This is a genomic window from Shewanella pneumatophori (assembly GCF_023283895.1).
GTDB lineage: Bacteria > Pseudomonadota > Gammaproteobacteria > Enterobacterales > Shewanellaceae > Shewanella > Shewanella pneumatophori.
This window is the reverse complement of record NZ_JAKILB010000003.1, coordinates 206,466-228,665: the sequence shown is the minus strand read 5'-3', so window position 1 is coordinate 228,665 and position 22,200 is coordinate 206,466. Positions and strand designations below refer to the sequence as shown.

Sequence of the window (22,200 nt, the reverse complement as noted above, 5' to 3'; positions counted from 1 at the left end):
AACGTTTTTGAAAACAACAGAGCTGTTAAGGCCTATATCATAGTGTTGGTTATATTCATTTATCATCTTGCTGCTCCTATTCTGCAGCATTATCGACATAGCCTTTGTCGGTAATGTTGTAGAGGGTATAAGAGAGGGTCAAGGTTGAAATTGAATCCGGTAATTCAGGATCCACAAAAAAGATCAGTGGTAGATCGGCTTGGGCATTGGCCTTTAATACTTGCTGGTTGAAACAGAAACACTCGGTTTTATTAAAGTATGCCGCGCCTTGGCCAGGAGAAACTGACGGAATCGCCTGACCTATAAGGTAATCTGCAGATAAGTTACTTGCCACAAAGTGAGTACGGATAAGCTCACCGGGGTGAACCTGCATGGTATTGACCTGCGGAGTGAACGTCCAAGGCATATCGCTTTGCACTTGCGATACAAATTCTACAGTAATGGTTCTGTTTTCATCTATCATGATAGGCTGATAAACACTCGCTGTGCCTTGGGGTTTGCCATTGATCCCCAAAGCATCGCAAAGCACGTCATATAAAGGCACTAGTGCAAACCCAAAGCCAAACATGCCCAGCGCGCTAAGAATTAGCAGGCTGATCAGCTTTTTATTGGATTTACGCTTTAGCTCAGTCATGTTTACTTCACCTCTGGTGGCGTCGTAAATGAGTGATAAGGTGCAGGGCTGGCAATAGTCCATTCTAGTCCTTCGGCACCATCCCACGGTTTAGCGGGCGCTTTCTCACCGCCACGAATACATTTAATCACCACTGCCAAGAAAATTAACTGCGACAGACCAAAGGCAAAACCACCTATCGACACGATTTGGTTTACGTCGGCAAACTGGATAGCGTAGTCAGGAATACGCCTTGGCATACCCGCAAGGCCAAGGAAATGCATCGGGAAGAACAACACATTGACCGAAATCACTGAGCACCAGAAATGCCAGCGTCCTAAGGTTTCGCTATACATGTGGCCTGTCCATTTGGGTAACCAATAATAGGCCGCAGCCATAATCGAGAAGATGGCGCCGGTTACTAGTACATAATGGAAGTGGGCAACAACAAAGTAGGTATCGTGATACTGAAAGTCCGCAGGTGTAATCGCCAGCATTAAACCGGAGAAACCACCAATGGTGAACAAAATAATAAACGCTACCGAAAATAACATTGGGGTTTCAAAACTGATTGAGCCGCGCCACATGGTGGCTACCCAGTTAAATACTTTTACCCCTGTCGGCACCGCAATCAACATGGTGCAATACATAAAGAATAGCTCGGCGAACACCGGCATACCTGTGGTGAACATATGGTGTGCCCACACCAGGAATGACAAAATCGCAATACTGGCTGTAGCGTAAACCATCGAGGAGTAACCAAATAGGCGTTTACGACTAAAGGCCGGCACAATCGCGGAGATGATACCGAATGACGGCAAAATCATGATGTACACTTCTGGGTGACCAAAAAACCAGAAAATATGCTGGAACATCACCGGATCACCACCGCCCGCGGCGTCAAAAAAGCTGGTACCAAAATACTTATCGGTTAACACCATAGTCACTACACCAGCAAGTACTGGCATTACTGCAATTAATAAAAATGCAGTAATCAGCCAGGTCCAAACAAACAGCGGCAACTTCATCCACTTCATGCCCGGTGCGCGCATATTAACTATGGTAACGACTACGTTAATTGCACCCATAATCGAGCTTATTCCCATAATATGTACTGCAAACACAAATAGGGCGGTGCTGTCTGGGCTATAGGTGGTTGAAAGCGGGGCATAGAAAGTCCAACCAAAGTTTGGACCACCGCCTTCCATAAATAGCGAGCTTAATAGGATGGCGAAAGCGAAGGGTAAAATCCAAAAGCTCCAGTTATTCATACGTGGCAGAGCCATATCTGGCGCGCCAATCATCATAGGAATTAACCAGTTGGCTAAGCCTGTAAAGGCTGGCATGACAGCACCAAAAACCATAATCAAACCATGGACTGTGGTCATTTGATTAAAGAAGTTAGGCTCGACAAGTTGTAGACCTGGCTGAAATAGCTCTGCGCGGATCACCATTGCCATGGCGCCACCAGTTAAAAACATAATGAAGCTAAACCATAAATAGAGCGTGCCTATGTCTTTATGGTTGGTGGTTAAAATCCAGCGCATAATGCCTTTCGGCGCACCATGATGGTGGTCATCATGGTGATCGTCTTGAGCGACGGGTGAATCTTGTGTAATTGTGCTCATGTTAATCCCCTACTTTCCGTGACCATCAACATCGGTGGCTTGAACGACATCGCCGGAGTCGTTACCCCAAGCATTACGTTCAAAAGTAATCACTGCCGCAATCTCTTGTGGCGTAAGCTGCTGACCAAATGCCTGCATTGCAGTGCCCGGTTTACCATTGATAACCATTTCAAGGTGATCGGCTACAGGCCCTTTGATTACGGGGCTGCCAACGAGTGAAGGGAAGGCTGGTGGCAGACCTGCCCCTGTTGCTTGGTGGCAAGCTACGCAGCTGGTCATATACACTTTCTCGCCCATGGACATGAGTTGCTCCATGGTTAAGTCATCTAACAGTGCAGCTTGTTGTACTTCGCTCGTCACTTCAGCTTGTGCTTGTTCGGCAGGTAAGTTTGCAGGTAGCGTAGTGGCATTGCTCATATCACTATCGCTTGCTGCATCAGCATCTGAGCTTGGAGTTGCAGCGTTATTACTTACGTCTGATGCTTGTACTGTATCGCCTGAGTCATTGCCCCATGCATTACGTTCATAAGTCACAACGGCAGCAATTTCTGTAGCTGTAAGTTGCTGCGAGAAGGCTTGCATGGCTGTACCGGGTTTACCGTTAACTACGATATCAATATGGCCTGCAACAGGTCCTTTGATTAATGGACTACCAATTAATGATGGGAATACACCGGGTAGACCTGCACCATTTGGTTGGTGACAAGCAGCGCAGCGCGCGAGATAAACTTGCTCACCTTGAGCCATTAATTCATCCATGGTGAGGGTTTGCGACAATGCTGCTTGCGCCGCGGCTTCAGCTTGGCTGGCTTGTTGCTGCTGGGCGATTAGCCACGCATCGAAGTCTGCTTCTGATAATGCTTCAACCACAATTGGCATAAAGCCATGGTCTTTACCGCAAAGCTCGGCACATTGACCGCGGTATACGCCAGGCTTATCAATTTTGGTCCAAGCTTCGTTAATAAATCCGGGGTTAGCGTCCTTTTTAACGGCAAAAGCGGGTACCCACCATGAGTGGATAACATCGTCTGAAGTCATTAAAAATCGCACTTTCCGATTGATTGGCAGCACTAACGGCTTGTCTACTTCAAGTAGGTAGTTTTCACCTTTAGCTTGCTGGCCATCTATCTGTTCACGCGGAGTAGAGAGGAGACTGAAAAATGAGATGTCTTTATCGAAATAGCTGTAATGCCATTTCCATTGCGAGCCGGTAATTTTAATGGTCAGATCGGCATTACTGGGATCTTCCATTGCAATTAGAGTTTTGGTCGCAGGAATTGCCATGCCGATAAGAATAAGAAAGGGCACAACCGTCCACAGAATCTCGACTTTGGTACTTTCATGAAAATTGGCGGCTACAGCGCCTTTTGATTTGCGATGGTTGATCATGGCATAAATCATTACGCCAAAAACCACGACACCAATAGCACAACAGATGTACAGAATAATCATGTGCAGGCTGTAAACCTGGCCACTGATATCCGTAACACCTTTGGTCATGTTAAGTGGCATCTCTGATGCAACAAGCGCGGGTGAAAATAGTAACACCAGCACACAATACAACAATTGCTTCACTAGACTTCTCCTCTGTCAACAAGACAAAGAAGAGTCACACAGTAAGTCTCTGCTCTATGTAAACTCTTCAGTTCCCAAAAAAGCAACGATGACTTCAAAGTGCGCGAGTGGTATGTCAATCTCTCAATAACTAAACGAGTTACGGTATCGACTATTGTTTATTCAGTATTGGTTACTGTTTAGTGTCACCACATTGGCACTTACGGCTGAAATATATCAGGCCGACTTCAGTCTTTATTCGCTGTATTGAACAGCGGGTTTGGAAATATAAGACCGACAACTAAATCGTTCGGATATAACAAAATATCGTTGTTATAGTTCTTACACTACTTGGTGTTTAAATATTGATCAAGATCACTTTTCAAATGATTTGCTGAATGGTGAAAATAAAAAAGCCCTCGTACGAGAGCTTTTTTATAACTGTATTTCTTTACTAGAAAGAATGAATTAGAAAGATGGCTAGCAAAAATGACTAGTGAATACCACCAAACAGTGAGGCTTGTGAAAAAGCATTATCCTGTATGTTAATTGCGCTGCTTGGTAAGTGACCATTTACATTTTCATTGCTGGTGTCAGTCGAATTTTCGATAATAATCCCAGCTGCACGAGCACTTTTGGCAACAATTTGTAGGCGTCTGCTATCACGTGCATCTAACGATGGCGTCCAAGTGATAACAGCACTAGAAGTGCCGCTCATAAGCGCTTTTTCCATTGCCCATAATGTTTCTACTTCATCTTTTGCATGAACTAATAAAATTCGGTCCATACGCACACCAGCTGCAGCAAGCATTTGCTTATAGCCAATATTTGGTGGGCTAATTAGTACGATCCAGCGACCTTGTTGGCTTAACTGCGACAATTGCGCGCTAATTTGTTTTAGCTCATCACGACCCTGAGTTTGTGTGCTCATGGTAGTAATGTCGTTTACCGTGTTACTTGCCAGTGTGGTTGATGGCAGATCTTGCCAAAGTCCAGGGTGGCGTGGGCTCGTGCCAATTAGTTTGTTCATTGCCAATCTCCATTACGGATCACGCCAACGGCTAACCCTTCAATGCTTAGGCTCTGGTTTGCTAGATCCACTTCAATAGGTGAGTAATCGTCGTTCTCTGCATGTAAGAAAACTTTATTACCTTTTTTCTCAAAACGCTTAACGGTAACATCGTCTTCCACTCGGGCAACAACAACTTGACCATTACGCGCTTGCTGAATCTTGTGTACTGCTAGTAAGTCGCCTTCGAGTATGCCGATATTCTTCATACTGTCACCGCGAACTCGTAGTAAAAAGTCTGCTGATGGGCGGAACATCGCTGGGTCAACTTGGTAATGTTGCTCAACATGTTCTTGGGCCAAAATAGGTTCACCAGCAGCGACTTGGCCAATAAGTGGTAAGCCTAATTCGGTTTCTTCTGTATCTTCTTGGGTTAACTTAATGCCGCGAGAAGTGCCAGGCATAATTTCAATGCAGCCTTTTTTGGCCAGTGCCTTTAAATGCTCTTCGGCAGCATTGGCAGATTTAAAGCCCAAACGTCTAGCGATCTCGGCACGGGTTGGTGGCATGCCAGTATCAGCAATATTACGTTTAATTAGCTCTAAAATTTCAGCTTGGCGTGGTGTAAGTGGTCTCATGGTTAACCCTGTCTTTCTATACAGTACCTGTCAGTATATACAGTATTTTAATGAGTGCAAGTATTAACCAGCTATAATGTAAATATATGTGGGATCCGGTTTCAAATGAAATAAATCCAGCGATGTGAAACTCGTTATTGGGTAGCACATGAAATTAACTATTATTTTGTCCTACATCTGCGCTTATAAATTTAGATAAGGCCTTTGAATGGAAATTCGATAGGAGGTTGGGTTTTTGAGTGAATATATAAATTAGTCTTAGCTCATTTATGCCCCTTTATGAGTTGGGGCTGACAGTCTACACAAATGTTCAGCCTCCTAATTGACCTAGCTTTACTTATTTATGTAATGTGTAAAAAATAAAAATAGCAATCATTATCAAGGCTAATAATTTGAAAGAACTACATTTTTATATCATGAATGGTCATGAACTTGTAACTCACAAAATCAAGCTGAGTTCTAATGAGTACCTCGAACTTAGCAATGCTAGGAAGGTTCTATCAAGGGTACTCAATCATGAAGAATTATATGATCAGGTAATAGAATCCTACGTTGATGCTAAATCTGTAATGTATGAGATGAGTGTCAGAGCAATTTCTAACAGCGTTACGTACGATTACGTTAAGAATCATGATTGTCGAAGTAAACTAAATCGACTTTTTTTCAACTGTTTAAATTTGAGTAAGCTATACCTTGACGACCACTATCGCGAGCATAAAAATAAAGATGGGGATATTGTGAAAACCACTTGTTTCGTCCATAAAATTACTGACTCAGATAATGATATCGAGAAAATAAAAGCGCATCGAGAAGAGATATTCAATGAAAACTCTGAATACGTAGTAGGATGTCAGCTGCGCAATTATGTTCAACATGCTTCGCTTCCTGTAAGAACTTTCACTTCAGGCTTCCGCACTCGACCTGAAGACAATCAAAATTTTGCAGTGTTTCACGTACCGCTTGATAAGCAAGCGCTAATAGATGGTGGTGTTAAAAAAAATAAGTTATCAAACTATGGTGATAAAATTGACCTGCACGAAATTATGGATGGCTACATCTATGCAATTTCAGAAATGCATCTAAAAAGCAGAAGCTTAGTAAAAAATCAGATGGATAAAAGCATAGAAGTCATTAATGCAAAGAGACGTCAAGTTGAGCTAGAGTATGACTGTTTACTGGATGACATCGATGTTGTTGATACCGTTACCGAGAAGGTGAATCGATTGTTCTCGCTGAACTTGGAATGGTTTAGTGTAGTTAAGCATTTGCAAAGCAAGAACTCACACCTGTTAAATTTCAAACGCTTTACTCACATACCGTATCAACAGGTATAACAAAGCATTCGGGAAGGCATTCTTTTTAAAGAACATGATTTAGCCATAGTTTTTCTAATACTAAGCCTCCACGTTAGATAAAAAACTCTAGCTCATTTTTGTCCAATTTCGAGTCAGCGAGATCTACGCTGACTCATTTTGCCCCAAAGTGAGTTGGCTCGTGATTTGGTCAACTCTGGAACCATAGACTTTTGGCATACAAAACTAATCAAATTATGGATAACAGGCTTGAGCCAAAAGTTGGAGCATGTGTTATTCCTGTTTTCGAAAATGACACTGCTAAATTTTACTCTGACCCGATTAATTCGTGAGAGCCAAGAGTTATTAACCTTTTGCTGTGGGAGTAGGAATAATCTCCCCCTCTTCAAACCATCCTTCTTGGAGTGCTGTTCTAATGACTTCGTCTGGTTTATCTGTATAAGCTATAATAGCCAAGCTCTCTTCAGCTCGGCTGCAAGTTACATAAAAGAGCCTTTTGGTGCGATCGATACCAGTCTCTTTACCCTCTCTTTGATTGCGTAGGTCAGTGGTTGTGAGTGGCTTGACTCTAAATAGCTTGTCGTAACTAAATAAAAAACCTCGGGCCTCTTCATCATCTAATATGACCATAACACGGGGAAATTCAAGACCCTTAATCCCCTGATGAGTGCCGAATTCGGACTCGTCTGAAATATACTGAACATATGCCTTAAATTCGCTGAACTTTGCTTTAAGAGCATTGTCCCAAGCATCAATAACTGGGTTGACATCACGCTCATTCTCAGGCTCTTGATACTCTTCTTCCTCTTCTCTAGCTGCGATAACAGCTAACATCTCAGGTAATGGGAATAGTCCGCTACGATGAACTTCTTTGAGTATGCTGTTCAGGCTGGGCTCAGAAGTTTCATCCCACAAAGCATGCAGAGAATTAACAGCATGCTTGGCTTTATCCAGCTCCGCTCTCGGGCTACTACTCACTTGTAGGCGGTCAGTAGCAATAAGTGGTGAATATTTGTTTACTATTCGGCTAATAGCAAATTGATTCCCAACCTCCAAGCTATTAATAAGTGGTAGAACTCGCTCTGAAAACAGCGTGATACAGGCATTTGTACCATCAAGTAAACTAGTCTTGAGTTTATCAATTGCATACAGAGGGTCAAAAAAGCTTGAAAACCCTCCCCGTCTCGCAGCCATATGATGCTCTAAGGTTAGTGTTTTCCTACTCTTCCTATCTTCTATCCAAAGTTCATCTTCGGTAATTTTTGCCATTTCTTGGCAAACCGATTCTTCAAATGTAGATTTATCAATTTCGTCTCGGGTATCTGCGATAAATAGACGGACAAAGCCTTCCGTATCTTTAACTGGTAGTTGCTGATTTTGGTCAACATCCTCACGGATTTTATTGATAAGCCTAACAACCCGTCGCGGACAGCGGTAGTTGTATTCCTTTTTGGGAGTCAGCCAGTCATCAGGTAAGTCTTGACCTAAATGCTCTTTGCCATCGTTGTAGATCCGTTGCATAACATCGCCAAATAGCCCCATTGAAAACTGCTCTTTATGGGATGCTTGAACAGCAAATAGTGCCTCAATGAGCTCTTTCTTAGTATCTTGGCTCTCGTCTACGAGCAACACAGGATATTTGCGAATAAGGATCTGTTGCAAAAGAGGTTTGTTTGTCAGAAGTTCCGCGGTCATACCGATTACTTCAGCGTGACTAAGAGAGTCTCTGCTCGTATTATCTCCGCTGGGGCTGTATGAAAACTTCCGAATTCTATCAAGCGAGCCAAGACGACTTTGTTTTGACGCAATCTGTCGAGGCCTGTCTTCTGCCGCCTTTGTGCCTGCACGTCCTTTACTCTGAGCATCTTCAAGTATTTCAATATCAGCTTGAAGACTGGCTTTGAGCATTTCTCTAATGTCGTTTGGGTGAAACTTTATAAGTTCCCAAGCGAAGCTATGAATTGTTGAAACGCTGAAGCTTGGATCGAACTCCAAGCGACGCTTGATTTCGTCACATGCTGCATTGGTGTAAGTAATGATCGCTACTTGCTGAGCATTTGCTCGTAAGCGATGTAAGTTCTGCTCGCGAAATCGCTTGAGCACTTCAACTAATGAACGGGTTTTCCCCGAGCCAGCACCGGCAAATAGGAAAAAGCTCTTAGGGGCGTCAAGGTTAAGACAGCTATAGATATCATTATCAATAGAAGCGGGAGTGGTGGTGTCTGTCATGAATTACCTCCCTGGGTCGATTTAGGTTGGGCCAACTTCTCAAGTGTCATTTTAAGCCATGATAACCCCTCTTTTATGTAATACGGTGGTCTAAAAGTGCTGGGTTCTACCGAATAGAGCAGATCTAGAGCCATCTCTGCTTTTTTAGCACTTTTATTCAGTGCCTTAAACATCTCTTCACAGGTTTCATCGAAGGTTGCTTTCTGGGTGGCATCAGCCATTTTCTTGGTGAGGCCTGTTACTTGGGTCATACGTTGGAAGGTCGAAAGGTTGGCCAATACCAAAGCATCCTCGAAAGTGTAGGGAATAGCAGTTCTAAATCCTGTAAGCCCCTTGCTATCTGGGAGTAGAGTGACAATAATTTTGGAGGGGTAGGCTACCCGAACCTTTCCACATCTTGCCGTTTTCAGCTCTGAAGTAACCCCAATGACTTCATCCAAGTCAATTTTTCCCGGAACCCAAGTTTTTAGCGTGTCATTTCCAGTTAGTTGATTTTGACCTGTTTGGGGGCTGGCTTTTTTTGTCGTGAACTTAGGTTCACCATCAGTATTTACTTCTCCAGTCTCCTCCTTTGCCAGTGAATCCAAATCGGTAATGATCAGCGTCGGTATCCCCAATGCTTCAATTAATGGACGCAAACGGTGAGCATGACTGCCGCCTATTTCCAAAAGTGATATGTAGCTTCTATCCAGTTCGGGATAATGATTTCTTATGAAGTGAGGTACCAGAATTCGTTCCGCAGGACCTTCTATTAGGATTGCCGCATCTGCAAAAAATAGGTCGCAGTGTGTTGTTCTAAGATAGCGTGTTGCGAACTGTGCGGTTTCTATTCTTTTTTGTTCTTCAGGATCTTGTCCATTTACTTGCCGTTTTCGCTCAATACCAAAAATTGCCGACATATTTACAACAGTGGCACAAGGGACTTCTCGCGCAGTTGTGAGTGGGTTTCTACGAAAATAGCGCAAGCCTGTGAAGTCCGTTTCGTGAGTAATATGGCTAGAATGTGTGCTCACAACCATCTGAGTAGAGAACTGCTTTCTGTCCCCAAGATCCGAGTGAGCTCTTAGTACACTGTAAGCTTTCTTAATGAAGACCTGTTGTACTTGTGCGTGCAAGTGAGCTTCAGGCTCTTCAATCAGCATGAGATGAATAGGTTCAATGGGCTTGCAGCTGTTTTCTTCACGCTTACTTGCTTTACCTACTCGCATCCACTCATCTCGGAAACGGATGAGGTTGAAAATCATTGAAATAAGGTTTTGGTAACCGAGTCCATTATATTTTTCCGGTAAGCAGAATCCTTCTGTATAAGGGGCATCATCGCGTAGCACGTTGAACTGAACCGCTGAGTCATGATTCAAGCCTTCTAACGGATTCACTTTGCTTGAGAGCAGAATCTGGGGATCACTAAAACCTGGGTAGTTAAGACCCTCCAGTTCTCCTATCGCATTGCTGAAGCTACTTTTCAACTTTTCATCGAACGCTATTCTGGCAGCCTCCATCGCTTCGAGAGCATCGAGGTCGCTTGCTTCCGGTAGTTCATTTGGATTGAGGTGCTCGTCAAAATAGCTTCTCAGCTGAGCTGACAGACGTCGATCACTATTTGCGGTTCCTTCTCCTGAGTTAGGATCTGAAAAACCACGTTGTGCATTGATAATGTCAATTTTAAACAAACCATCAAATGGGTCGTTCTCCATTGCCTCCATGTACTCTGTGAATGGTTGCGGTGGTGTATTATTGGCCGACTCCGGATCCAATACATAAGCATTGATCGTGAAGTAACTCTGGAGTTTTCTGTCCAAAAAATCTCGCATTGATGTTGGCCACAATGCTAGATGTGTAGAACAGTTATCACCACTTTCCCTTTGACGAGATTCCTTAGTCTTTTGCGCTGCCGAGCGTGCAGACGAATAGGCTTTATATAGTTCTTCGGTGTCCTTAGGCTCTAAAATCAACCTTGCACCGAGCAAGCCACCGTCCCAATCTAGCGTTGGCAATAAATGTCTGACATAGTGGATCTTTGGCTCATCAACTTCTAACCAAACATCAATTGATGGTAGTTGCTGCCGCCAATTGTCTGAGGAAAAATCCGGCTGTTGATCCTCGCCGATACTAAGCCAGTCAGTGCCAATTTTTTCGATGCTGGCCCAGTTTGATAGGGTAATATCTGTAGTAGATAGCTCTTTTCGCTTTGATTTCTTTAAGAACATGATCAGCGCATCCATCGCTGAGGTTTTACCGCTGTTGTTTGCACCAACAAGAATTGTATTAGTATCTGCAAGCTCTACACGGCAGCTCTTTAATTTTCGAAAGTTTTGGATGTCTATATGGGCAATTTTCATTGCAATGTTTCCTTACTTGTTTTTATTCCACCTCAATTTCGTGGCACTTTCTTTTGCTTTTTCAGTGATGCAGCTTTATATGCTTGAAAAGAGATAGGTGCTCACTGCAGGTTCATTACAGGTCAGCTAGTAGCGTCAGTAGGCCTGAGACGGATTTTGTAAATGGCGATAAGCCCATATCCACTCTTAGTAGACTGTTTTTCCGCATTTTATTCAAGTTGGATACTTCACAATTATTTCGTCTCGATTAAAGTTTTTCTGTTTTTGCCCGAGCTTTTCCTTCATTGGCGCTGAAAGCGCTCTCATGTTGATTAGCGGTCGCTTGAGCATAAATGTCTCTTTCTTTAAATAGATCCGATGGCAACCCTTAATACTCGATTTGTAGTCTCATACCTAAATAGCGAATATGTAGATACTTTCTAAAAATTAGACGAGTGCTAAGACATATCTTTAGTAGAGAAGAGTTAATCGTTTACGCTAGTGAGTCTGCGATACGGAGAACTTCAAAGTCACTTCCAACTACCTTATCTGAAGAAGAGCCATTTTTATGTGAAATTGAACTCGATAAAGTAATGCAGGCTATTATTGATGCAAATGAAAGTTATGGAAGTAAGCGTTTTTTATTCGCTTGTATCTTTGGCTTGAAACTTCATGTCGTCACCGGGAGTGGTTTGTGGGTATTTCCTGTTGATCCCGAAGTTAAGTTCTATCTTTGGCAGCGTTTTAAAGATAATCCTGCTCTGAGCACATAGCCTAACAAGAGACTTTGGCTTCAATAGCTAACTTTTAGCTTTTGACGCTTCCCACATTACACGGTTTCATAGAGATATGTGGGGTTTAGAATAAACTTTGATTGCTCCCCGTACTTTTTCTAATCCTGTTACCCATTTTTAGACTTTTTACACTGACGCACTCCTGTCCAAAGGCTGTGTTAGTCGAACTCTGCGAGCACGTTTATGCCCCAATACGAGTTAGCGAGAGAGATTTCTACGCCTGAGAACTCAAATAGTTTCTTATATTTTCTAATGTTTTGGGCACTCAGATCTGGCTATAAAGTACTAGATATACAGTTATAATTTTACGCTGATGACTCGTGTGTAAAGTGAGCAAAAATCGGGTGCTTTATACTCGATAAACTTCTACTTTTTTGATAACCTATTGAATTTACGATGATTGGTAAAAGGTTATAAAGACCTCTACATCAAGGCGCTCACTTTTGCGGGCTTGATATTAATATGATTGGTCTTTAGCTTTTTTTAGTTTATTAAACAATTGCTTAGGTTGGCTTGATTGTTGCCCAGTTGAATTTAAACCGCTACATTATCGAGCAACTATATAATAAGCTGTTATAAGCTCACGATGGACCTTTTTTAGCCTGAGTTATAAATGAAAATAAAAATCAGACAAAATCACAAATCAATTCAATCTGGTCTTAAATTTGAACTGCCAATGTTTACTGTTTTAACTGGTGAAAATGGTAGTGGGAAAACACATTTATTTGAAGCCATTAGCAACACGAAGAATGGTGAAGTTCATTTAGATGGGAGTTTACTTAATACGATCAGCTACATTCCCTTTGGCGGTTTAAACCCTCAGGTGGATCAGCAATGCGATCCTGCTCAAATATCACAAAGAGTGAAACAAGTTTGGCAAGAGGTTGTAAACGCTAAGCAAAGAGCTTACAGAAACCAGCAAGGGGTGGCTTATTCTGGCCCTCCAGAGAATGACCCAATTTTAGGGTACATCGGAAATCAACAGCACAGAGATGAAATACTTGATATTTCAAAAAAGCTTTCAACTCCACCCTCGCAGCTGACTGAGGATCTTGTCGCTGATCGAATTAGTATAATGGCCATCTCAGGCGGCAGTTTATTTAATAGTCAATTCGCTTTGATATTTAAGTCATACCATGTTCGATATTTGGATAATAAGTTAAATAAGATTTACGCAGAAGATGGAATTTCTGATGCTCCTCCTTTCCTTGAGGATGCAGAGTTCAAAGCTAAATACGGGGAGGCTCCATGGATATTTGTAAATGACGTCCTAGAGAAATTAAAACTACCTTATACCGTTAATAATCCAATGAATACAATGAGGGATACGACATTTGTATTCAAGTTAATTCATAAGAATTCCAGTATAGAAATAAACACTAATGATCTATCGACAGGGGAAAAAACATTAATGTCTCTAGCCTTGGCTATTTACAATTCTACTGGAACACGTGATAGAGCAGGCTTTCTCGTATTAGATGAGCCTGATGCACCTCTGCACCCTTCAATGTCAAAATTGATGCTCGAAATTATTGAGGAAGAAATAGTAAGAAAACATAAGATCCCCGTTTTACTATCAACTCACTCTCCAACAACAATTGCATGTACACCAGCTAATGCCCTATACAAGATTTCGGCGTCAGATAAGGCTCCTATTCAGTGTGATTTACAAGATTCGATGAAAATATTGACCTATGGCATTCCGAATCTAAGAGTTTCAACTGAGCACCGTCGTCAAGTATTCGTAGAGCATACTTACGATGTCGATTACTATGAAGCCCTATTTGATATAGTTTCAAGGAGAGAGAAGTTTACTGTGACTCCACAGTTTCTTCCCCCGCACACGCTTAATGGTTCGAACTGCGATGCTGTCTTAGAAATAACACGTAAACTTCGTGATATGGGTAACACACATGTCTATGGTTTAATTGATTGGGATCTAAAAAACTCACCCGAACAACAAGTCATAATTCTTGGGCTAGGCAAGCGATACGCAATAGAAAACTACGTATTTGAACCTCATTTTCTTGGTTTATATTTGATACATAAAAAGTTTGTAACTCCTAATGTTCTAGGACTTGTCGACTGCAATTCTTATCTTGATGTCATAAAGAGGATCGAAACTGACAATAGTTCTCTACAAATAATTGTAGATCATGTCCAAAATAATATTTCATGGGAAAATGAAGATACCATTATGGTAAAAAGTGAATTACTGGATGGAAGTGAAATTGAGGTGCGTAAGGAAGTTTTTGAAATGAAAGGACACAAGCTTGAAGATCTCATCAAGGAATCTTGGCCAAGCCTTAGGAGTGTTAGAAGTAATAATGGTGGAGATAGTGCCTTGAAGAAAGATGTGATTAATACAGTGATAAATGACTTTCCGGGCCTTTTATCAAAGGACATATCACTAACCTTTAGTTCAATAAGCTAGAGCTTATAACAAACGCATGTTGTTGGACTGGTTTTCCGCTTCGCTTCAAACCAGCCTCAAATACGGGCGTTATAAGCAATAACTAATTCACAGTTGAGTAACCTGATATATGAATGAGTTCTTAGAAATTTTATTTTCTCCCTATGGTGGCACTGCAGCAATAATATCCGTTTTTACAACATTCTTAGGCAAGTTGTGGTTAAAAACAATTGTAAATAAAGGTCTTTCCGAACAGAGGCTTGAGCTACAACGCCTGCAAGATAAAAACAAAGAATCGCTTAAAGAATTAGAACAGGCACACCAGTTAAAAGTAGAGTCTATTAAAGCCGAGAACATACAGAATTTAAAGGTTTTGGAGCAACAACACTCTATATCAATTGAAAATTTAAAGTCTGAAAGTAGTAAAGATCTGGAAATATTAAAGCTAGATAGTAACAACAATCTCGAAAAATTCAGGAATGACTTTAAGAGTGAGTTTTTGAAGCATGAATCGTATAGCGCTATAGCTAAAGATCAATTTCAATCTCTTTTCGATAAAAGAATAAAAACATACGCAAAGCTCATAACTCTAAAAAATAGTATAGGCGACACCTTGTTAGATCATGCTGAGGAGCTCGAGTTTTCTTCAGATTATCCAGAAATGTTTAAAAATTGTATTGAAAGAATATGTAAATTAACACAAAAAGAAACAATGTATATTTCAAATGAAATAGCCCTTATTTCAAATAGTTTAAATGAGATATTTTCAGAGATACTTTCACAGGCTAAAGTTCATTCAATGGGGACAGCTATGACTACCCCGATGAATAACAATGCTGAGTGGCATAGCACTATTAATGAAGCTGAAAAGGATGTATTAAGGCGTATTTTTAAGGAGTGCTCGCCTGTATATGACCAATGGTTTAAACAACTTGACAAAGATGTTGCAAAAATCCGGGAAATTTTAGATATATCTCACGATTTCTTTTACGAGACCAAACCTGATTGTTAATTTGCTTGTAACAAGTCGTTCAAGCGGGACAAATAAACAGTTGGCTATTGTTCACTGCGTTTACTATTTTAGCCAACTACAGTTTGCCCCTTAACGAGGCGTTACCGTATATCCACTTTCCAGACTTCCCCTAATATAGAGTCATCACTTTAAGAGCTTTGACTCTAACAAACTTCTGTCCACTTTCGAGTCAGCGAGATCTTCGGTGACTTACTGATGCCCTAAACTGCGTTAGAGTAGAAGATCTACGATCATTGATAGCCTGTCTTTTCTCATATCTAATCTAATGTCATCACAGCGAGTTGAACGACCTGAATGTAAAGCAAGATATGCTCTTGTGAAACAGCAAATAGACGCATAAAGTCTTGTTTTTGAATTTGCTATAGTGGTAGCAAATACACCATGATATATCGTTATAATTGATACCATAATGACAATTTTCGAGGCATGTATGTTATCTCTTTATACCGCTTATGATTTGCAGATGGAACTCAAAGAGTTTATCAAGTCCGCTCGGAAAAAAGATAAACTCAGTGTTCCAAGGAAGCAATAACAGGCTTTCTTACCAACAACGAACTACATAGCTAATTAATAACTAGCGGCTGTGTGCTATTGCTCTTTGCGTTTATAAAAACTGTTCCGCTTGACTATCAGTAACTCACAAGCTTCCGTTTGACCAAGAGGTCCTTGCTGATAGAGCCTTCGGGCATATCCTCGTCTGATTTTGTCATCAGGAAATTCACGCAAGAAGAAATCACTCACCGCATCAAGCTTTCTTTGCAACTTTTGATTTTCAACTCTCAGCTGACTGCTTCGTTCCTCCATTTTACGATAATCAGCAATTTGCTTTTCTGTCATTTTGCCAAATTTAGTCCTCCACATATAAACCGTTTGGCTATTCACTTCCTGCGTATCAAAAAACTCTCGGGGCTTGGAAGTGGATGCTTCGAATTCGCTCAATACCGTGTAGATAAATTCGGCTGAATATTTGTATCTATGTTTGTGCATTTTTTGGCCTGCTTAGCTGATTAAGACCAGTCAGGATTAGTAAAAAAGGAAGTATTTTCGTTGCATATTTTAATAAAAACAATAGCTTTAAAATTATTTTTTTCAAAGCGCCAGCGGTTTAAAGATTTCTGCTCGACTTAAATGTTTAAATAATTACAGAGAAAAATTGGAGGTTGTATCTAGGGAAGTGTCTAGTTTTGGCTGGTTGTATTTTGATCAAGCAAACTTTTCAGGCTACTCTTTATTGATTAAATAGTAAACAGTTTGGTGGTGTTTTTTGAAAATTAATTTTAGAGGTAAGGGTAATGAAGGCTGCTTAATTAGTCTTGGGAGGAGGCTGCCTTGCACTAGTCGCTTGCTGTCGTTACAGAGGTTTTGCTCCCATAAAAATCAAGCTTCGCATTACTGTGAGAGTGAGTTGGAGATGAATGCATTACTAATGCTCGAGTTTGAGTCTAAGGTGGTTTCTTATACCACTCAGCCATTCTCTATTCTGTATCGCTCTCAAGGGCGGTTGCGTCGATATACCCCTGACATCTTGTTGAAATACGTCAATGGAGCCTTCGGTAGCATTGAGGTTAAACCGCATGAGGAGCTAGAAAAACAGGTCAATATCGATAAGTTTGCACTGCTCAAAGAGATTTTTCAGCAGGAGTTGGGCCACTCGTTGACGTTACTTAGCTCTAAAGCTGTTTACCGTGGAGTGCAGATTGATAATCTCAAGCAGCTTTATCCGTATTTATGGCAATCCGTTCTCTCATCCGAGCGCGCTGTGTTTAAGCAGATGCCGCTACAGTTAACCTTTGATGCATTGAAGCAACGATTTCAAGAAACCTCATCTTCTGCTCCACTCCGACTTATCGCTCATGGGTACTTTGAGTGGGATAAGTTTGCTCCGTTAACTGGTAGCTCATTATTCAAAAAGGTTAAGGGCTCTGATGCTTGGTAGTGAAATCAAAATTGGGCTTCAACTTGAGCGTGAGCAACAACTTTGCAGGGTGCGCTCCTATACAGGGGATGAAATCACTCTAGAGTTTGTAGACGAGAAGATTCTTCTCTCTATGTCTTTCGCCAAGTTTTATCATGAAATGAATGCCGGGCGCATCCAATATGCGCAGCCTCGTCGGGTGGTTATGCAGCCAGGCCCATTGGTCACTGCAGAGGATAGAGCGCTTGCTGAAAAGTTAGCTGATTACCTGACCGCTTTGGAAAGCGAGGAGTTTCCATGCTCCCATAAAACAAGAGTGAAAGTTATAGAGGCTGTTGCTAACAGGCGCGGAGATTTTGGTAAAAACCGGCCTTCTGCTAGTGCCTTATACAGATGGTACAAAGACTATACCAGCCCTGAAGTAGGCCGCAATGTTGCTGTGATGGTCACTCCAGCAAAAAGTAAGCGGGGCCGTAAAGCGAGTGCAGCCATAATCGATATCTTTTATGAAGTAGTCGATGAATACTACCTTGTGCCCTCACACCTAGGGAGTTGCAGTGTACAAGATACATTTGCCCACTTTCAGAGCAGGGAAAAGGCTTACTTATCTAGTTTGTCTGCAGCTGAGCGAGCAGAAACTCGCAGAATAAGTCGTAGCGTATTTTACGAGATGATCAAGCTGATTGACCCATATGAAGTTTGTGTTGCCCAGGAAGGTCGAGCTGTCGCGAATAACCGTTATCGCATTTCGAAAGAGCATTACATCTGCTCGAGACCTTTAGAGCGCGTTCAGATTGATGCGGTGCATATAAATCTCGGCCTAATTGACTATGAGGGTAAATACGTTGGGATGCCTGTCGTTTTTTTTGCGATAGATGTCTTTACTCGAGCGATTGTAGGTTACGTGATTAGCTATGCAAAGACGCGTAGAGAAGAGTTGAGCGCCGCGACTGATTTAGTTAAATGCATCATAAACCCAAAAGAAAAACCAAGCCACACCGTTCACGGCTGGCCATTAAGCGGTATACCTGAGGTTATTCAGCACGACTCGGGGGTGTTTAGAAGTGAGCAGTTTAGTGCATTTTTGCTGAATGCAAATATCGAGAAATTCCAGAATCCAGCGAAGAAAGCTTGGGTCAATGCCTACATTGAGCGCTTTAACCGGACATTTCGTCAACGTTGCTGCCAGAAAATACCTGGTTATTTGGGTAAACGTACTGATGAATACAAGGATACCGTCAATATTAAGGCTGTTGCATACGTTCTTATAGAAGAGTTCAGGCAGATTGTTGAAGCGTTTATTTTAGATGATTACCACCAAACACAGCATCGCGGTCTAGAAGGGAAAACTCCTGCAGAAATGTGCGAAGCGTTTCCTATCACTTCTATCCCTTCTCCTGAATATCTAAGTCGAATAGATAGCTTTAGAGGTGTTGAGTGCGAAGTGAAAATTCAAAACTATAAAGGGATCGAAAAGAACGGTCTTTTCTATAACGATGAGGGATTGGGAGCTCTGCGTAGACGGCTCGTTAATCAACATAAGAGTACTAAGGTTCAAGCGTTTTATTCAGAAATTGATGTGTCAAGAATAAGCGTGGTAGACCCTCTGACAGGTGAGTTATTTACGGTGCCATGCACTTCAGTAAAAGAGCCTACTTCACTTGCTGAGTGCAAGGTTCGGGGTAAAAAAGAAGATAAGAACAGCGAGTCAAAACGACATCCTGAAACGGCCACAAATCTCACTGCTGCAATTAAGAAGCGGGTGCTTGATGAGGAGAAAGCTAAAGAAAAAATCCGTGAAAGTCGTAGGCAAAAAGCGAATGAAAGTAAGCATGAAAATGAGGTGTTCATACCTGACGATATGGATGAGGTATTGGATAGCTTTATTGAGGAAAATGATGTTGATATACGGCTTCCTCCTAAGGAAATTGATAGCTCACCTGACCTAGAAGAACCTGAAAGTCCATCTCAACGCTCACGCATTAAACGCGTTAAACCAATCAAAATTTAAAAGGAGTCGTACTGCATTGACGTTACAAACAGAGCTTTCTTCAGATGCGGCAGCATTCAGTCAGGCATACGTCTTGATTGATAAATATACCGAGGCTAGGAATAGCATTCTTAGCTTGATTAAGTACCGCTGCAATGAGACCTGCGGGGCCATTTTGTTGGCTCCTTCAGGGTGCGGAAAGACGACTTTAGTGAAGAAGTTGCTGGCTGATTATCAAGAGCAGTCGGTGCCGGAGCAAGACAAACGCTTTGGGATTTATGTTGAGACACCAGGAAGTGGGATCAGTGATTTATTGCGGCAGTTATTATTTGAACTAGGGGATAACAAACCTGAGTATGGAACGCATGGTGGGAAGTTAAAGCGCATTATTGACCTCGTAAACAACCTTAATGTAAAGGTGGTGTTTCTTGATGAGATTCAATCGATGTTGCCATCGTCTAAGTTATTGCCTACGTCTAAATCAATGAAGCTGATTAAAGAGCTCACAAATAAAACGAATTGTGCGTGGGTGTTAATGGGCGTGCCTGATGCGGCCAGTATCGCAGATGTTGACCCTCAGCTTTCAGACCGATTCAGTCGGGTAATCTGCTTGGATGCTTTTGCATGTAATGATGACAAAAACACTCTCGATTTTATGGAGTATTTGTATGACTTATTAGCGTCTTTTCCAAGAAGAGCCCCTTTCTTTAAGTTTATGAATGAATTGCTCACAGAGGATGGCTTTAAACTTAATGCCGAAATTGATAGTAGCAATTTATTGCGCTTTTGTTTGGCAACTAAGGGGAAGCCGCGGCATATAAGGACACTTTTACTTGAGGCTATTGAGTCGACTCGGCCAGGTGAAGCGGTAACTAAAAAGGTTATGGCCAAGGCGTATCAAACCTGCTTTCAAAGAGCTCATGATAAAAAGTCGAAAAACCCTTTTGACGCTTCTATCAAAAAGGTTAAGGAGGAGCTCATGAAGGAAGGTTTATATGTCTAGTTACTTTCCTGTGCGCCCTCGCCCCCAAAACGGTGAAAGTATTAAGGGGTACTTGCTCCGCCTCGCCAAGATGAATGGACACTTTAATCTTGGCGCGATATTTCATGTCATTGACGTGGTCTTCTCAGAAAAGCATCTGATAGTTTCAAGCCCGCGATTTAAAGAGTTGGTTAACAAGCTCGCACCGATGCTACAGTTAAGCGAGCAAGTGCTATTCGATGCTTTTGCTCATTCGCAGCATTATGACCGACATAGCAAAAGAAGTGTCTTTGACATTACCTCTTCAACCCCTAAGGTTTGCGCCGCTTGCCTCAGTGAAACTAATGGCTATTTACGCTCTCGTTGGCAGCATATGCACATCACTCATTGTGCGCAGCACGAAACCGCTTTGCTTGACCACTGCCCAGACTGTAGCTCGCGCCTAGAATGGAGTGCTGACTTGCTTGATGGCTGCAAAAGCTGCGGTACTCGCTGGAAGCAGGTATCAGCACTCGCTTTATCTGCAGTACCAAGCTATCAAACGGCGATAGATTGGTTAGCCGATACCCAAGTCGTTTCCTATTTGAATGCGCTTTATCTGGCCGCGATTCGAGTCTTTCTTCCCTTTGAGTTGATGAAGATAAATAGAAAGGAGTGCCCCTTTGCAACAGAAGAGGCGCATGAGGTATTTGAGGCGGCATATAAGCTCATAATCAGTGAGGATGCGAGTCAATATCACGAACGGATAGTGGATGAGATTTCAGGGGCTCTAGTGTGCCTTGATGCATCTGCGCTGAAAAAAATCGTTGAGCCCATTCCTAAGTTGTCACTGATGAGTGAGCCAGAGGGACTAGGGGCTTGGAGCGGAGAGCTGCGGCATGGCCAGCATGACGTATCAACAACCATGGTTTCAGCGAGTCAGGCTGGTGAGCTGCTAGGTATTAGCAGTGGTGAGCTCAATGAGCTATCGACCGGTAATATGGTTAAGCATACTAATTTAGAGCGCAGTAGTATTTATCAATTACGGCATATTGATACGTTTATTGGGTCGCTAGTCGAAAGAGCTAATTTATTGGTTGGAGAGGTTGGGTCTACCTATTATCGATTGAGTGATTTATCCAAAATCAGCCATTCTTACTTGTTTAACTTCGTGGAGTGTCTGCAGCTAATTATTGATGTCGAATTGCCTTTGTATTGCGCTATTCAAGCCAATTCACTTGATGCTATCTATGTGGACAAAAGAGAGCTCATTGAGGCGCTAAAAGATAATGAGCAGTCACAGTTTTCACGCTTACTGTCAATGTCTGAGTTAACAAAATACTTTAATGTTCAACCCATCAAAATTCAGATAATGGCTGACATCTTTGAATGGCAAAAAGTCGCCGTTAGCCGCAAGAGTGTGAAGTTTGAACCTAGCAGTATTCAGCAGTTTGTTGATGAGTATATCTTGCTGGATAAGTGGTGTGCTGAAGAGTTGTACCCCAAATCGAGCCTTTACTCATACCTGTTAAACCACGGGATTGAGCCAATAGATAACCCAAAGGAAGATAAAAGTAAGCTGCATATCTTCAAGCGCTCCCCTCTGCTACTTGACGTTATTAAGCAGTTTGAGCTGGATTGGTTTAAGTCGAAAGCCCCATCTCAGCTCAAGCAGATATTGCAAATCACGCAGCCACCGGTTTTGTCCGATTCATCAAGATTAGCGTTCGAGCTACGCTGCTCACCGGGGAAGGTGTTGCCGTAGCTGAAAAGGCTAAGACCCCGTATTCAT

At 42.0% G+C, this 22,200-nt stretch carries 16 protein-coding genes; 8 read left to right on the top strand and 8 right to left on the bottom strand.

Annotation, left to right across the window (positions count from 1 at the left end):
* Positions 1-76: 76 nt before the first annotated feature.
* From L2740_RS06365 to lexA, 5 genes are all read right to left on the bottom strand, one after another.
* Complete coding sequence (locus tag L2740_RS06365) at positions 77-634, bottom strand: cytochrome c oxidase assembly protein (RefSeq protein WP_248949260.1); 558 nt, start codon at positions 632-634, stop codon at positions 77-79.
* Between the two features lie 2 nt (positions 635-636).
* The gene (ctaD, locus tag L2740_RS06360) at positions 637-2,241 is read right to left on the bottom strand and encodes a cytochrome c oxidase subunit I (protein WP_248470481.1); all 1,605 of its coding nucleotides are present in this window, start codon (positions 2,239-2,241) and stop codon (positions 637-639) included.
* A 9-nt stretch (positions 2,242-2,250) separates the two neighbouring features.
* Positions 2,251-3,816 carry a cytochrome c oxidase subunit II gene (coxB, locus tag L2740_RS06355; RefSeq protein WP_248949259.1) on the bottom strand — a complete coding sequence of 522 codons (1,566 nt, stop codon included), beginning with the start codon at positions 3,814-3,816 and terminating at the stop codon, positions 2,251-2,253.
* A 472-nt stretch (positions 3,817-4,288) separates the two neighbouring features.
* Positions 4,289-4,825 carry a cell division inhibitor SulA gene (locus tag L2740_RS06350; RefSeq protein ID WP_248949258.1) on the bottom strand — a complete coding sequence of 179 codons (537 nt, stop codon included), beginning with the start codon at positions 4,823-4,825 and terminating at the stop codon, positions 4,289-4,291.
* On the bottom strand, positions 4,822-5,442 hold the full coding sequence (gene lexA / locus L2740_RS06345) for a transcriptional repressor LexA (RefSeq protein ID WP_248470484.1): 621 nt from the start codon (positions 5,440-5,442) through the stop codon (positions 4,822-4,824). The genes L2740_RS06350 and lexA overlap by 4 nt, the downstream gene beginning before the upstream one ends.
* Before the next feature lie 392 nt (positions 5,443-5,834).
* Between lexA and L2740_RS06340 the strand changes: the two genes are divergently transcribed.
* Positions 5,835-6,776, top strand: coding sequence for a hypothetical protein (locus L2740_RS06340; RefSeq protein WP_248949257.1), 942 nt, complete (start codon positions 5,835-5,837; stop codon positions 6,774-6,776).
* 324 nt (positions 6,777-7,100) lie between these two features.
* On the opposite strand, the gene L2740_RS06335 is transcribed toward L2740_RS06340, so the two are convergent.
* Together L2740_RS06335 and L2740_RS06330 are read right to left on the bottom strand one after the other, a co-directional pair.
* A complete protein-coding gene (locus L2740_RS06335; RefSeq protein WP_248949256.1) occupies positions 7,101-8,984 on the bottom strand; it encodes a UvrD-helicase domain-containing protein in 1,884 nt (627 codons plus the stop codon).
* Positions 8,981-11,323, bottom strand: coding sequence for an ATP-dependent nuclease (locus L2740_RS06330; RefSeq protein ID WP_248949255.1), 2,343 nt, complete (start codon positions 11,321-11,323; stop codon positions 8,981-8,983). Before L2740_RS06330 ends, L2740_RS06335 begins: the two co-directional genes overlap by 4 nt.
* Before the next feature lie 434 nt (positions 11,324-11,757).
* On the opposite strand from L2740_RS06330, the gene L2740_RS06325 reads away from it, so the two are divergent.
* From L2740_RS06325 to L2740_RS06315, 3 genes are all read left to right on the top strand, one after another.
* Entirely contained in the window at positions 11,758-12,075 is a 318-nt protein-coding gene (locus tag L2740_RS06325) for a hypothetical protein (RefSeq protein WP_248949254.1), read from the top strand.
* A gap of 634 nt (positions 12,076-12,709) precedes the next feature.
* On the top strand, positions 12,710-14,530 hold the full coding sequence (locus L2740_RS06320) for an ATP-binding protein (protein WP_248949253.1): 1,821 nt from the start codon (positions 12,710-12,712) through the stop codon (positions 14,528-14,530).
* Positions 14,531-14,639: 109 nt separating this feature from the next.
* A complete protein-coding gene (locus tag L2740_RS06315) occupies positions 14,640-15,521 on the top strand; it encodes a hypothetical protein (protein WP_248949252.1) in 882 nt (293 codons plus the stop codon).
* Positions 15,522-16,130: 609 nt separating this feature from the next.
* Here the strand turns inward: L2740_RS06315 and L2740_RS06310 are convergent.
* Positions 16,131-16,529: a transposase gene (locus L2740_RS06310; protein ID WP_248949251.1), complete on the bottom strand. Its 399-nt coding sequence runs from the start codon at positions 16,527-16,529 to the stop codon at positions 16,131-16,133.
* A 424-nt stretch (positions 16,530-16,953) separates the two neighbouring features.
* Here L2740_RS06310 and L2740_RS06305 point away from each other — a divergent pair, with 424 nt between their 5' ends.
* From L2740_RS06305 to L2740_RS06290, 4 genes are read left to right on the top strand one after another with little or no spacing between them, the layout of a single operon-like run.
* Positions 16,954-17,478, top strand: coding sequence for a Tn7 transposase TnsA N-terminal domain-containing protein (locus tag L2740_RS06305; RefSeq protein ID WP_248949250.1), 525 nt, complete (start codon positions 16,954-16,956; stop codon positions 17,476-17,478).
* A complete protein-coding gene (locus L2740_RS06300) occupies positions 17,468-19,468 on the top strand; it encodes a hypothetical protein (RefSeq protein WP_248949249.1) in 2,001 nt (666 codons plus the stop codon). The genes L2740_RS06305 and L2740_RS06300 overlap by 11 nt, the downstream gene beginning before the upstream one ends.
* Positions 19,469-19,484: 16 nt before the next feature.
* On the top strand, positions 19,485-20,450 hold the full coding sequence (locus tag L2740_RS06295; RefSeq protein WP_248949248.1) for a TniB family NTP-binding protein: 966 nt from the start codon (positions 19,485-19,487) through the stop codon (positions 20,448-20,450).
* Positions 20,443-22,173 carry a TniQ family protein gene (locus L2740_RS06290; RefSeq protein WP_248949247.1) on the top strand — a complete coding sequence of 577 codons (1,731 nt, stop codon included), beginning with the start codon at positions 20,443-20,445 and terminating at the stop codon, positions 22,171-22,173. The genes L2740_RS06295 and L2740_RS06290 overlap by 8 nt, the downstream gene beginning before the upstream one ends.
* The last annotated feature ends 27 nt before the right edge of the window (positions 22,174-22,200 follow it).

Excerpts from the sequence above, each read along its gene's own strand:
- L2740_RS06365 (WP_248949260.1), bottom strand. The coding sequence starts at position 634 with ATGACTGAGCTAAAGCGTAAATCCAATAAAAAGCTGATCAGCCTGCTA.
- ctaD (WP_248470481.1), bottom strand. The coding sequence starts at position 2,241 with ATGAGCACAATTACACAAGATTCACCCGTCGCTCAAGACGATCACCAT.
- L2740_RS06350 (WP_248949258.1), bottom strand. The coding sequence starts at position 4,825 with ATGAACAAACTAATTGGCACGAGCCCACGCCACCCTGGACTTTGGCAA.
- lexA (WP_248470484.1), bottom strand. The coding sequence starts at position 5,442 with ATGAGACCACTTACACCACGCCAAGCTGAAATTTTAGAGCTAATTAAA.
- L2740_RS06335 (WP_248949256.1), bottom strand. The coding sequence starts at position 8,984 with ATGACAGACACCACCACTCCCGCTTCTATTGATAATGATATCTATAGC.
- L2740_RS06330 (WP_248949255.1), bottom strand. The coding sequence starts at position 11,323 with ATGAAAATTGCCCATATAGACATCCAAAACTTTCGAAAATTAAAGAGC.
- L2740_RS06320 (WP_248949253.1), top strand. The coding sequence starts at position 12,710 with ATGAAAATAAAAATCAGACAAAATCACAAATCAATTCAATCTGGTCTT.
- L2740_RS06315 (WP_248949252.1), top strand. The coding sequence starts at position 14,640 with ATGAATGAGTTCTTAGAAATTTTATTTTCTCCCTATGGTGGCACTGCA.
- L2740_RS06310 (WP_248949251.1), bottom strand. The coding sequence starts at position 16,529 with ATGCACAAACATAGATACAAATATTCAGCCGAATTTATCTACACGGTA.
- L2740_RS06305 (WP_248949250.1), top strand. The coding sequence starts at position 16,954 with ATGAATGCATTACTAATGCTCGAGTTTGAGTCTAAGGTGGTTTCTTAT.
- L2740_RS06300 (WP_248949249.1), top strand. The coding sequence starts at position 17,468 with ATGCTTGGTAGTGAAATCAAAATTGGGCTTCAACTTGAGCGTGAGCAA.
- L2740_RS06290 (WP_248949247.1), top strand. The coding sequence starts at position 20,443 with ATGTCTAGTTACTTTCCTGTGCGCCCTCGCCCCCAAAACGGTGAAAGT.